This window comes from Pseudorhodobacter antarcticus, assembly GCF_900110135.1.
Lineage (GTDB): Bacteria > Pseudomonadota > Alphaproteobacteria > Rhodobacterales > Rhodobacteraceae > Pseudorhodobacter > Pseudorhodobacter antarcticus.
The window spans coordinates 1-12,288 of the sequence record NZ_FOCO01000064.1 but is presented as its reverse complement, the minus strand read 5'-3'; the positions used below and the strand labels follow the sequence as shown (position 1 = coordinate 12,288).

Below are 12,288 nucleotides of genomic sequence, written 5' to 3'. Positions count from 1 at the left end.
GAGGCTATCCGCTATGCGCTCGGTCGCATGCCCAAGGCCCGGGCCTATCTTGAAAACGGCCAGCTCGAGCTGGACAACAACATCTGTGAGCGATCAATTCGGCCGGTGACTCTCGGCCGCAAAAACTATCTCTTCATGGGATCAAAGGGCGGCGGTGAAGCTGCGGCCATAGCCTACACGCTCATCGAAACCGCCCGCATGAACAAGGTAGATCCCGAAGCCTGGCTTCGCTGGGTTCTCGAGCGCGTTGCAGACCACAAGATGACCCGCCTCGAAGAACTCATGCCATGGAACTGGGCTGCCGAATAAGTCAACACCAGTCAGACCGGACGGATACGTTTCACCAGTAGCAGGGTCAGCGCCACATCTGGGGATCGGCCAAGCGCCTCGCGCAGGGCCAAGGTGCGGTGAGACGTGAGTTCCGTCACCAACCGCTCCGGCAGTGGCTTCAAAACGCCATCATCATCTTCCTCAGCAAGGGCATCGAGAGACGGACTGCCCGAGGTGATGATGGTTCCGACAGTCGCACCATCCTCTTGGTGGTAGGACGAAGACCCAGCATCAGCCCCCTGCCCTGTCGCATCTGCGCCAGCTTGTTCTCCGTCACCAGCCATCGAAGCCTCATCCTCTGGCCGCACGAAGCCACGATGCAGCGCGAGAACACCGTAACGGTCAAGCGTGACAAAGACACCAGCTCGCGCAACGTCTTCCGCCTCATATATCAGCGGCCGTTGCTCAAGGGTTTCCATTGCCACTTCAAGCGCATCCATCCGGGCAGCAGTCTCTTCAGAAGCTTCGTCTTGCCCAGCAGTCCGCTCTTCCAACCCGCGATACTCGGCCAGCAGACCCGCATGTCGCTACCTCGTCTTCGCTCATCAGTACGGGATCGCCAACCAATCGCCGCATGCCATGGCTGTAGCCATACGGTAAATCGACCGAGACCTCGATCCACTTCCAGCCCTCGGGCACAAGTGTTTCGGCCTCAATCTGCAAACGCTCAGTGACGAAGCGATCGAGTAGGGCAGGGTCCTCCAACCAACCACCATCATCACCTTGAAAGAGATCGTGCAGCATCGTCCCACCGGCGGCTTCATAAGCTTCGACACCGACAAAGACAGCACGACGATCCGAGGCCCGTACCGAGGTTTCTGTCAGCATGCGTCGAATTTGAAAGGGCTTTTTGGACCAAGAGGATTTGATTGCATCCCAAACTTGCTCCTGACGCGCATGATCTGCGCGAGCGACATATCATCCTCGGCATAGACGTCGAGCAGGGCAGGGGCCACAGACGTCAAACGCAAGCGTTGTTTGACGATAGCCACTGCAATGAAGAAGGCAGCAGCGATTTCCTCATCGCTTTGACCTTTTTCCCGCAAAGCCAGGAAGGCCCGGAACTGGTCGAGGGGATGCAGAGCAACCCGCTGCACGTTCTCTGCCAGAGAGTCGTCCTCGGCCAAGATCGCAGAATTTGCATCTCGCACAATGCAAGGAATGGGGGCTGTCTTTGCTAGGCGCCTTTGCTTCACTAGCAATGTCAGCGCTTGAAAGCTACGACCACCGGCTGGGATCTCAAACTTACCGGTTTCCGCCCCATCGGCATCAAGCATGGGCCGAACGTTCAGACTTTGCAGCGAGCTACGTCGTGTGATGTCTTCAGCGAGTTCCTCGACAGACACACCTGCTTTGATGCGGCGGTCGTTGGATTGGCTCAACACCAGCTTGTCAAAGGCGACATCGCGCGATGGCGATAGAGTGATTTTCTGAGCAACTTTGGCCATCAGATGTTCTCCTCGAGGGGCGCTGGGAGCCACTCTCCCAATCTCACTTGCCGTCACGCTCAAACCAACAAACCTTTAACTCTGACATACGGGTGGTTGGGCCGTAGGTGGGCATCGAGCTCAATATGTATACTGGGGTAAACAATCGGGCAGGGGAGGCCTTACTGGTGTTGTTTACCGGGGTATACATATTGAGTTTGCGCGCGGGACATCTATGTAAGCACTGTGCGGTAAACTTTAGGCTTGGTAAGTGACCAGAACATTTTAACGCAATCCAATCCGCGTTCCTGCGCCTTCTTAGTAAGGGCATTGAGATAGGCTTGGGGGCACTTGATACGTTCATATGCTTCAACCAGACCAAGAATTGCTAACGCGCAACCATATTCGCCTAAGCGATTTTTTGCAGCTTCAACAGCCTTCGGGTGAAGGCCAATCGCGGGTGCCAGGTTGTTTGCAAGCTGTTGAACGTCTGACCATGTTTGTGGTCTGTCGACGCTCATAGATCGAGCAGTTGTTGCTGCCTCCATGCATTCGAACACAGTTATGTCAGAATTGGTGATTACGCGCCCTTTTTTCTTAGCTGCAGCTGTTCGATTGAAGGCAGCTTCGTCGTCGTCTTTGCTACCTTTGCTTTCAGTTTCTAAATCTTCTTTATAAGAACTCTGAATATGCCGGACAATTTGGCTGTCAGTGGCGGTCAAATCATTTGCATCAAAGTCATTTCTGGTGGCCGGTGGTGTTTGGGAACCCTTTATTGTGGCATCCAATCCTTGTAGGATTTCTTGCAATGTAGCGACAGTCATTTTCCGACGGAGTGCTCGTTTGGCAAAATCACTAGTTGCTTCGTCAAAGAGTTTTTCGTGATGATATAGCCGGTCGCGTATAATTGACTTAAGTGATTTGACTTTCATTTCGGTACGAACGGTGTCTGCTGCAATGATCTCCAATTCCTTCGTGATCTGATAAAGCGGTGTAAGATCCAAGCCGTAGGCAAGGACGCGTAAATCGTCATGATCCTTGACCTGGTAGCGCTTTCCGCTTGGGCTCGACTTTCGAAGGATGAGACCACTTTCTGCAAGTCGGTTCAACCGACGCCGTAGGGTCCGCTCTTCGACGCCATCGCATCGTGTAGATAGAATGCGGTTAGATGCAAAGACAATCATTTGGTTCCCCCATTGACTAGCGGGAAGGAGTGACAGAAGGCCGCGTAAGATCGCAATGTCGCGGTCCTTCAGGTTTAATCGAGCTTTTGAAATTCTAACAAGATCCAAGACTTGCCAGCGGGGATCACTGGCAGGTCGACCGACGGAAGCAGTCCTGTTGTGGGATGTTGCCAGCTTCTCGTGTTCGAATTGGGACTGTTTGATTGAAATATTGATGTGTTTCATGGGACGTTCTCGCTGAACGATCTGGCCAACCCCAACTTCTTATCGTCAATATCGTTGCCTGGCGGTCAGAATAGCTAAAAAACTGATATCCGAGGCAAAGACATACTGTTCACCGCCTTTGCGATGTTGCTAACGAATCAGGCCTGCGCTACATTGCTCTTGTTGAAGTTGAGCTTTCTCAGGGTTGGCGCCCTGTGTATTGCGCGGGCCTTCCGAGTTGGTTTCATTCGGGAGGCCTATCTTTTTCCAGCACTGCTCCTTTGTTGTTTCTGTTATTTTGGTCAGTCTTGATTGTCAGTTTGGTCAAGATACTCTTGATGTAGGCGCTGGAAGATGGAGCTTGCGTTTCCAGCAATCCAATCAGCAAACGCAGTGGTCGTTGCATCTGCTTGGAACGTCACTTTATTCTTTCCTGAGGCGAGAGAACCAATTTTTGCACCTGTTTTCGATTGAATCTCAACCGAAGCTGCTTTCTTGGGTTGCTTGAGGGTTGCAGCTGAGCTGCTTTCGAAAGCTTGAAGCCAATGATCAAAACGTTGATCAGAGGTCAGATTGGCAGGGAAGGGAGCCGGACTGACGGAGTTTGGATCAACACCTCGCTCTAAGACTTTGGTTGCCAATTCATACCAGCGCTTCCAGCCAATGGATGGTGAGGCTCCAATCTTTTCGATTAGAACCCTCGGGAAGGCTTCACGGACTTTTCGCATATGTGAGGTGTGGCTGCGACTAATGTTTAGTGCATCTTGAATGATGCGCGCTTCATAGCCTGCATCTTCCAACTCACCAGCAAACAGCGTTTTCTCGATAAATGAGGGGTCTTTTCGAAGATTGTTTTCTTGCCCCTGCGCCAGAACAGCTTCCTCGTCAGAAAGCGTCCTTATGAGTGCTTTGACGGTCGTGCCGAGACCTTTTATGGCGGTCAGCCGCCGACGCCCATATACGACCTGATATCTGCCGCTGAGCGTGGGGTGCGGACGCAATAGGATAGGCACCTGCTGGCCATGTCGAGAGATGCTGTCTCTCAGCTCAGCGATATCATCGTCAAGATCACCGATACGGTCCGTAAGGCCAGTATCTTCTATCAGAGACGGTTCAATTTCTTGCACCGAGCGCGCGCCAACACTTCTTAGGTCGTTTCTGATAGCTGCGATTGGGCCCGATTGCTGAAAAACCTCAGGTGCAGGGCGAGGGGATTGCTGTGCGGCGCTATCCTCTGGCGTTGGGGTTGGCGGCGTGAGCCCCTCGAACATATTTTTGCGGGCCATGATTTAGAACCTCCCCCATGCTTTGTGAATGTCTTGCTCAAGCTCTCGTGCAACCGCATTTATTGATTCCATCGCGCGGTCATAGGTGTTGCGATTCATGCTACCTCTCCCGACCTCAAAAAGCGTCTGGTGTGTTAGGCCAGCATCCGAAACGGCTGTTGATTTCAGAAATGTTTCTGTCATGACTCGCTTGCCAAAATTTGCGCGCAATAGTCCTGCGACCTGCGCCTGAGGGCCATCGGACGGCTCAAAACGAGAGACAAGATATCGTAAGAAATCATAGTCCAATGAAAGGCCCGCATCGCGGATAGTGTCCAAAAGCGAAGAAGTCATTGTAAGGAACTGCGCTAAAGATGCGACATCGATGAAGTTTGGCACGACAGGTATGATGATCGATGACGATGCAACCAGAGATGAAAGGGTCAGAAACCCGAGTTGTGGCGGGCAATCGATGAAAACGAGGTCGTAATTTGCTTCAACCGACAGCAATGCTTCGCGAAGCCGAAGGTAGAAAGGGGGTTCTGCGCCGCGGCGCAAGGCATAGGGCGTCTCAGTTTCATATTCGGAAAGGATCAAGCCGCCTGCTGCAATGTCTAGACCATGAAAATAGGTTTTTCGAATGACCTCGCTCATCGGCAGCGGATTATCATAGCGGATCGCATCGTATATTGTGCCCTTGTGAGAAAAATCGATCTCTGGGCGCAAGCCAGTCATCGATGACAAAGAGGCCTGTGGATCCATGTCGACTACAAGCACACGATATCCGTGAAGTGCGAACCATTGGCTCAGATAGGCGGCCGAGGTCGTTTTGGCAGAGCCACCCTTAAAAGACACACATGAAATTATCTGGAGCGGATCCTGTCCCACACGACCGCGAAGATAAAGTGAGGGGTCACGTGTCGCTCGGGCGAGCGCAAGGCGAATCTCGCCGAGGTCATCGGCTGAATATACTTTACGACCCTTTTCATCGGTGGGGGCCTCAGGAATTTTTTCTTCAGCATGGAGCTTCCGAAGATGGCCTGGGGCCAAACCAAGAAACTCGGCGGCCTCGGCGGAAGAAAATGTGCGCAGAAATTTACGGGCATCGGGTGCAAAGTTGCGTTCTAGATGTTGACGAATAGACTGGTGCAGCGTTGCTGCATCAGTTTGGAGCTCGGCGAAAACGCGCTCTATTGCCATTTGACCCTCATATGCCTCACGCTAGGGTGGTTTATGTCCACCCGTAGCTCCCGTTTTCTGGGAATATTATTTCGTAGCGCTAAAACCTGAAATTATCGCGTTTATGCGCTACGAATAGTCATGCGGCAGGATTTGATTTCGCGCAAGTTTTTTTTCGTACAGTCATAGATAGGATTGGTAGTTCGTCGATCACTTTCCCTAGTTAATGTGTTGTTTATAAAAGAAAAGTAGGTTGCCATGTGCTAATAGTACATTTTGTATGTTTTGAACGGCTCAACACAATCTCTAGCAATAGCTGAGGAGAAGCGAATCGAAAGTAAGAAAGATTTCGTTTTCCCTAGCTTTGTTGTTGGGAATGTTCTTTGGGATAGCTTGTCTTATGAAGGTCCAAGCTCTAAACGATCCAACTACCACCACAGACAAGCATTTCAAAATGCTTGTCTGTGGCTCTTGTTTCGCACAAAAGCTGGGACCTTCATAAGACAAGCGTCAGACGACGAAAGCACGTAGTGTTGATTGTCACTGAGAACTGATGGGGTGGATACCCCCTGCTGATGGCATCGCAATGTGCCAATGTGCCAAGGTGATGTAGAATGCGCAGATAGGTGAAAAACCAAAACCGGGCGAGGGGGTCTGGCTGGCCAGCCGCTGCATATTTGGGTTCCATTGAAACGAGTGAATAACAAAGCTTTGGTTGACGGCCTGCAATGACGCCCGACACTTGACCTCGTCGCCTAATCAGGCGCAAATCAAGCCGCTCGGAGAACGCCTCCAAAGAATTTTCACCCCTTTCGAGACGCAACCATAAGTAGAAATTAGGATGACTTCAGATATATTAATTCGTGTGATCAACCTCGACCGTAGTGTCGAGCGTCTCGCATCAATGGCAGGTCAGTTGAACAGGCTAGGGCTGGTGTGGGAACGCCTTCCCGCCGTAGCGCCAACGCAAGATCAGGCGCTGCAGCACCCACTTTATAATCGCAACCGTGCAAATGAGTTGTTTAATCGTGATCTTGCACCCGCAGAGATTGGCTGCTTTTTGAGCCACATTGCCGCCTTAAGTAGCTTTGTTAAGAGCAACGTGCCAATAGGTCTGGTACTTGAGGATGATACCGTTGTACTTGGTAGATCGATCAAGGGGATCGAGACGGTGTTAGGTTTCCTCGGTCAATCTTTCGAGGACGAATGGCACTGCGTCAACCTGGCGTCAAGTTACCGAAAACGTCGCCGTCGCTTGGCCTGCTTCAATGGATACGATCTTTATCGCGCCTATTATTTTCCAATATTGACGGCGGCTCTGCTTTGGAGCCAATCGGGTGCTAAAGCGTTTCTTGCATCAGTTGAGGCTGATGGGATATTTGCTCCTGTAGATGAGCAACTACGTCATTTTCTGATAAGACGCGGCGTTGGGCTCTTCGTAGACCCATGCTTAGTTAGCCTAGCCCCCGTTGAGAGTACTATCCGAGTGAGTAGTTCAGCACCCACCAAAAAGCGACGCTGGGCACTGAGCTATATGCGCCACAAGGGGCCACTTTACCTTGCTGCAATGATCAGGCGGGCTTTGGGTAAATAGGGCTATTCACCGCCGCCCTGAAACCCTCCAGACTGTGTGAAAACCCATCGCGCCTGAAAATAGCCCTGATCACTGTCTTTTCCACCTCATCAGGGATTCCTTGCGGGGTGCAGAAATGGGGTTCTGTCGCAAACTTGGATTCCCCTTCCGCTCCTTCGAGTTTCGCGCTACCTCGGGCCAAAAGGATGAACAGGCGGGTTGGCGCAGATGGCAATAGATTTCAAGGGCGTACACTACCCGAAGCCGGTGATCCTGTACGCGGTGTTCTTCTACGCCCGCTATGCCGTCTCCTACCGCGACCTGGAAGAGATCATGGCCGAGCGCGGGGTCCAGGTTGACCATGCGACGCTCAACCGATGGGTTGTTAAGTTCTCACCGCAGGTCGCAGCGCAGGCTCAAAGAAGGAAGCAGCCGACGGCCAACTCCTGGCGCGTAGACGAGACCTACATCCGGGTCAAAGGCCGCTGGACTTATCTCTACCGCGCCGTGGATCGCGACGGTCAAACCCTTGATTTTATGCTTTCTGAGCGCCGTGATCTCGCCGCCGCTCGACGTTTCTTCAAGCAAGCGATAGCGGCGAACGGCGTGCCTGACCGCGTCGTCATCGACAAAAGCGGCAAATCTCGCCGGGCTTCAGGCGGTGAATGTGATCCTGAAATTCACGGACAACGGGCGTACAGTCGAAATCCGGCAGGTCAAGTATCTCAACAACATTCTTGAGCAAGATCACCGCTTCATAAAACGGGTCACCAACACCATGATGGGCTTCAAGGCGTTCCATTCGGCCGCCGCGACCATCGCCGGCATCGAGACGGCTCACATGATCCGAAAGGGCCAGATCCCGGCAAACGGTGCAACGGCCTTTCAGATCTTCGCGGAGCTCGCGGCATAATCATGTCCAGAATTAGGGCCCTCATTCGAAATTGGAAAGTTTGCGACGGAACCAGACGATCTGGCCCGTCTGTGTGATCAATACGTGGAAAATCTTGCTCCGAGCGGGGACACTTTGGGTCGCGAAACACTGCCACCCAAAAGCGGTTTGCGGGCCAGTAGAGCGTTTATCGCTTTGTGGGGACCACACTGCTAACGCTTTGCGCCAATTCCGCCACGATGGCAGATGATGCGGGCTGGATCAGGCCATCCTCACACCCTCGCAGATAGGCAACGCGCGCCGCAGCAAAAATTTCCTCATGGCTTTTTTTCAGAAAAGAGACTCCGAATATGCGGCCACTGGCCAGCGGGAACGCAGTGTTAAACCGGCGCCGGTTCACCCAGCGGCGAATATGGTCCAGAACCTTGTTGCGCCATGCATCTCCTTCGGCTGGAAGCAACAACAAGGCCGCCGCTTCCGATCTAAAAACCGGATCGTCATAGGCAGCATAGCGCAGGACCTGTTGCAGTTCATCGTTGGCTACATTCGACAGTGCTGTCAAGAAAGAGCCACGATTTGTCAATGCAATAAGGGAAAATCCGGCGGCTTTCATCTTCCGCGAAAAACCGATTTCTCCATTTTTGATTGTTCTAGGCTTGAAATTGGTCATCAGATAACCGTCCCAGAAGGTTCTAAAAGCCTCAGCTTTCCAGAGCCTTGCTGAGATGAAGAGACAATAACTTTCTATATGCAAATTTTGTGTCGGCTTGCCGCCTTTTGTATCGTGCTGCACTTTTTCGTCCTGAAGCAGGCCTGAAAGGTCCGCGTCCAGATCCTCAATCTTGCCAAGAAGCTCGGGCGTGATGGCGCACCAGAAGCTGTCATTCATTAAGATAAGCCTGTCCGGGGTGATGCCTTGCTCCCGGATCATGCGGATACCGTCGCGGTAGGCCCCAAAATCATAACCAAAATTTGGGCGCTCGACCGTACGCCAACAGGTTTGAGCAAGCAAAGCTCGGTCGGAGTCAGATAGTATCGCATTCGAGATAACGAGAGGTGCATATCCTCCGGCGACCAGCCCTTTACACGATTCAAGTGTAGATAATGCGATACCGTGCGGCTGAAATAGCACAACAACGGCCAGCCGCGGGCTCGGCACGATCTTGCCTTCGGTTACTCGCAGATTCTGCGGAAAGGCCGCATCGTGCGCACGCCTGCGCTGCGGCTCGGAGAGACGCGCATGCAGCGATGCTATTGCCTGCGGCAAACTCGCAATCTGATCACGAAGCCGCACAAGCTCTCGTTTGAGTTTCCAACGCGGTATCATTTCAACCTCACCAAGTCTTCAGATAGGTCCCCATCAACTTCCATTGACGGATCCTGATGCTATCCTCTATCAGTGAGCCAAGCGCGGGTAAAGCATGCCATATAGGCCTGCCAGAACAAGCACGGGGGCAAGGTGGATCGTACCGTCATCTGCATGAAGTGGGGCAAGTTATACGGGCCCGATTATGTTAACGTCTTGTTTAACGCGACACGCGCAAATTTGCCCGGCGAATTTCGTTTTGTTTGTCTGACCGATGATGCAGAGGGAATAGATGGTGGGGTCGAGTGCCTGCCTATTCCCGATATGGGGCTGCGCGAAGATTTATGGCGTATCGGTGCATGGCCGAAGATATCGCTCTTTTCTAAGGATCTTCATGGCTTACGCGGACGGGCTCTGTTCATTGATCTCGATATGGTTATTTGGGGAAATTTGGCCGAGTTTTTCACCCGCGGCACTGGACTGATAGCTGTCGATGAGGGGCGTTGGAGTGGTAATGCACCATCCACTATGAGCTCCATTATGGCCTTTGATCTGGGGCGGCTCGACTATCTGGTTGATAGGCTTCGCGAAGATTGTGGGGGAGTTGCGCAACGCCACGGACTTGAGCAACGCTATATCCACGAAATGGTAGACGACATAGGATATTGGCCCGAAAGTTGGCTTGTCAGCTTCAAGCGCCATCTGCGTCGACCCGTACTCATTGACCGGTTTCTCCAGCCAAAACAGCCTGCGCCGGGGACGAAGATTGTTATATTTCATGGACGGCCTCGCCCCTTTGACTTGATCCGTCCGGGCGGTGATAATCGGGGGGTGTGGCCGCATCATATTCCGGGCAGCGTTGATTGGATGCGAGATTATTGGACCCGAAACGGGGGAACACTTTCCGTCTGATCTAAGCGGCCCTGAGGGCGGGTTGAGCAATGCCCATAAGCGTCAGCAATTGATGCCTTTGGCAAGGTGGCCGTTAACCATGCAGATTAAGGGATCACACAAGTAGGAAAAGCGGGCCGACGTTTGGTAAGGATTGGATAAAACAGATACTATTCAGCCAACCTGGATATGCCGAGAAGGAGGGGCGGCTCGAAAGAGGCAATAAACCGATAGGTTTTCACCCCATCGCTGCTGACGTCAGGCACTCTTCTCAATCCTTGCGCTGTTTAAGCTGGGCTTTGCTACCTGGCAGAGTGCGCTTGCGCGCAAGGTAGAAAAACCGGCGGAAGTAGTTTGCTGCTTTCAGCCTATAATACGGCAGGCGCCGATACCATTTAAACTTCCGCACCCTTCCGAAATCGACGCCATTGATGGTGCTGACATTGCCGTCATCGGGATGTGAGGCGAATGGCTCTAGCCCATACAGTCGGAAATCATGCACGAAGAAGCGGTTCAGTTCGTGATCAAGTGCGCGAGTCTGTCGCCGCAAGCCGGGCAGTAGTCGCTCCGCCACCTCGCGCTTGATCAGGTAAGCTGCATTGCCGGTAAAGGGCCCAACATAGGCATTTAGCTGGTAGCTGCCGATTGTCCCCTGCGTGATTGGTAACTTAGCGCGGATAGCGTTAAAGCGCACAATATCCCAATGATCGCTAACAGAGATGGCACTGGCAAGCGCAACTAGAAAATCATCGTGAAAGACGACATCGTCTTCGACGATCAGCGCTATTTCGTGTTTCGAGGCAACCAGTTTATCCCAGACCGCTAGATGCGAGGCATAGACCCCGAGGTGACCGGGCAGAAGAGTGCTGCCCATGTTGCGCTGATAGGCAGCCTCATCTGTAGCACTAAGCAATTCCGCTTCATGTTCTTTGCCGTCGACCGCCTCAAAGACTTGCCATTGCAAACCCATCTTGGCAAGCTGCGCTTCCATTGACGTACGCCGCCCCTCATCGCGTGGCAAATTTATAAGCCAGATAGGTAATTCTTTGATGTGCATTTCAGCCCCTTTTTGCCTACGCGTACATGTGCGCAAGAGTGTTTGCATTGTGTGAGAGGAACAATAAGTGACCTGCCCCTCGGTCGTCTCTCGTTCATAACGAGAGACCTTGGGTTTGATAGTTGTTGGTTTCGGGTTCGGCAAGCGCGCCGGAAGCGATGCCATCAAAACGCTCAAGCGCCCGGCGCGCTTCTGCTGGGGTTTTGTTGCCAAGCGATGAGTGCGGCCTGACGTTGTTTGGTCTTGTCCCGCTTGCGTTCCGGTCTCTCAACTCATTTATGCGGCCTTTCGTTCGAATGCCAAGGGGCTTTTGCCGCCCAGCGATGAATGCCGCCGCCGTGGATTATAGAACCCATTGATATACTGGAATATCGCGCCTTCCGCTTGACGCCTTGTTTCCCAGCGTGTGCGCCAGATCAGCTCCGCCTTGATGGATTTGAAGAACGTCTCAACCATGGAGTTGTCATAGCAATTGCCTTTGCCGCTCATGGAAACCTTGAAGCCGTGCTTTGTCAGATGTTTCGTATCCGTCCGGTGTGACTGGCGTTGACTTATTCAGCCGGCCAGTTCCATGGCATGAGGTCATCAAGGCGGTTCATTTTGTGATCAGCGACGCGGGCCAGAACCCAAGGTAATCCCCCCTATTTTTAGTGGGGTGCGATCGTAGAATTCACGCGGCCATTTTCAGTTTCATTGCGGGTGTTATGCCGCCGATGCCCATGTTGGGGCGGTCGTTGTTGTAAGTCCACAGCCATTGCGTGGCGTAATCTTGGGCCTCCTCGATGCTTTCGATGATGTATTGGTCCAGCCATTCATGCCTTACGGTGCGGTTGTAGCGTTCGATATAGGCGTTCTGCTGCGGCTGGCCGGGTTGGATGTGCTGGATGGTAACCCCACGTTTCACAGCCCATTTCATCCGTTGCCCGACAGACGATGCGTGCATCGCCGAGAGGGAGCTTTTCACTGATGTATTCGGGGCC

General features: G+C 52.6%; 10 protein-coding genes and 3 pseudogenes. 4 read left to right on the top strand and 9 right to left on the bottom strand.

Annotation, left to right across the window (positions count from 1 at the left end):
• Positions 1-309: transposase domain-containing protein (locus tag BMY36_RS17850; protein ID WP_139194056.1), on the top strand; the 309-nt coding region annotated here is incomplete at its 5' end.
• A 23-nt stretch (positions 310-332) separates the two neighbouring features.
• On the opposite strand, the pseudogene BMY36_RS17845 reads toward BMY36_RS17850, so the two are convergent.
• From BMY36_RS17845 to repA, 4 genes and pseudogenes are all read right to left on the bottom strand, one after another.
• Positions 333-1,778: pseudogene (locus BMY36_RS17845) on the bottom strand (ParB/RepB/Spo0J family partition protein); the annotation flags it as partial.
• Positions 1,779-1,990: 212 nt separating this feature from the next.
• Entirely contained in the window at positions 1,991-3,166 is a 1,176-nt protein-coding gene (gene repC / locus BMY36_RS17840) for a plasmid replication protein RepC (RefSeq protein WP_050518112.1), read from the bottom strand.
• Between the two features lie 281 nt (positions 3,167-3,447).
• Positions 3,448-4,431: a plasmid partitioning protein RepB gene (repB, locus tag BMY36_RS17835; protein ID WP_050518113.1), complete on the bottom strand. Its 984-nt coding sequence runs from the start codon at positions 4,429-4,431 to the stop codon at positions 3,448-3,450.
• A 3-nt stretch (positions 4,432-4,434) separates the two neighbouring features.
• Positions 4,435-5,610, bottom strand: coding sequence for a plasmid partitioning protein RepA (gene repA, locus BMY36_RS17830; RefSeq protein ID WP_050518114.1), 1,176 nt, complete (start codon positions 5,608-5,610; stop codon positions 4,435-4,437).
• Positions 5,611-6,430: 820 nt separating this feature from the next.
• Here repA and BMY36_RS17825 point away from each other — a divergent pair.
• Together BMY36_RS17825 and BMY36_RS17820 are read left to right on the top strand one after the other, a co-directional pair.
• On the top strand, positions 6,431-7,183 hold the full coding sequence (locus BMY36_RS17825) for a glycosyltransferase family 25 protein (RefSeq protein ID WP_050518115.1): 753 nt from the start codon (positions 6,431-6,433) through the stop codon (positions 7,181-7,183).
• A gap of 207 nt (positions 7,184-7,390) precedes the next feature.
• Positions 7,391-8,075 (top strand): IS6 family transposase gene (locus tag BMY36_RS17820; protein WP_244888699.1). Its coding sequence is split into 2 segments (ribosomal slippage): positions 7,391-7,803 and positions 7,802-8,075, totalling 687 coding nucleotides; the frame shifts between segments, so codons are not numbered across the junction.
• Between the two features lie 166 nt (positions 8,076-8,241).
• Here the strand turns inward: BMY36_RS17820 and BMY36_RS17815 are convergent.
• The gene (locus tag BMY36_RS17815; RefSeq protein ID WP_175469334.1) at positions 8,242-9,348 is read right to left on the bottom strand and encodes a rhamnan synthesis F family protein; all 1,107 of its coding nucleotides are present in this window, start codon (positions 9,346-9,348) and stop codon (positions 8,242-8,244) included.
• Between the two features lie 165 nt (positions 9,349-9,513).
• Here BMY36_RS17815 and BMY36_RS19685 point away from each other — a divergent pair, with 165 nt between their 5' ends.
• The gene (locus BMY36_RS19685) at positions 9,514-10,272 is read left to right on the top strand and encodes a glycosyltransferase (protein WP_139194131.1); all 759 of its coding nucleotides are present in this window, start codon (positions 9,514-9,516) and stop codon (positions 10,270-10,272) included.
• Between the two features lie 250 nt (positions 10,273-10,522).
• Here BMY36_RS19685 and BMY36_RS17805 read toward each other — a convergent pair whose 3' ends face one another.
• The 4 genes and pseudogenes from BMY36_RS17805 to BMY36_RS17790 all read right to left on the bottom strand — a co-directional run.
• Complete coding sequence (locus BMY36_RS17805) at positions 10,523-11,308, bottom strand: glycosyltransferase family 25 protein (RefSeq protein ID WP_050518120.1); 786 nt, start codon at positions 11,306-11,308, stop codon at positions 10,523-10,525.
• A 94-nt stretch (positions 11,309-11,402) separates the two neighbouring features.
• Positions 11,403-11,546 (bottom strand): annotated as a pseudogene (locus BMY36_RS19680) (IS3 family transposase); the annotation flags it as partial.
• A gap of 38 nt (positions 11,547-11,584) precedes the next feature.
• Positions 11,585-11,830, bottom strand: a pseudogene (locus BMY36_RS17795) (integrase core domain-containing protein); the annotation flags it as partial.
• A gap of 148 nt (positions 11,831-11,978) precedes the next feature.
• Positions 11,979-12,288, bottom strand: a 310-nt coding sequence (locus BMY36_RS17790; protein ID WP_244888673.1) for an integrase core domain-containing protein, incomplete at its 5' end; no start/stop codon positions are given.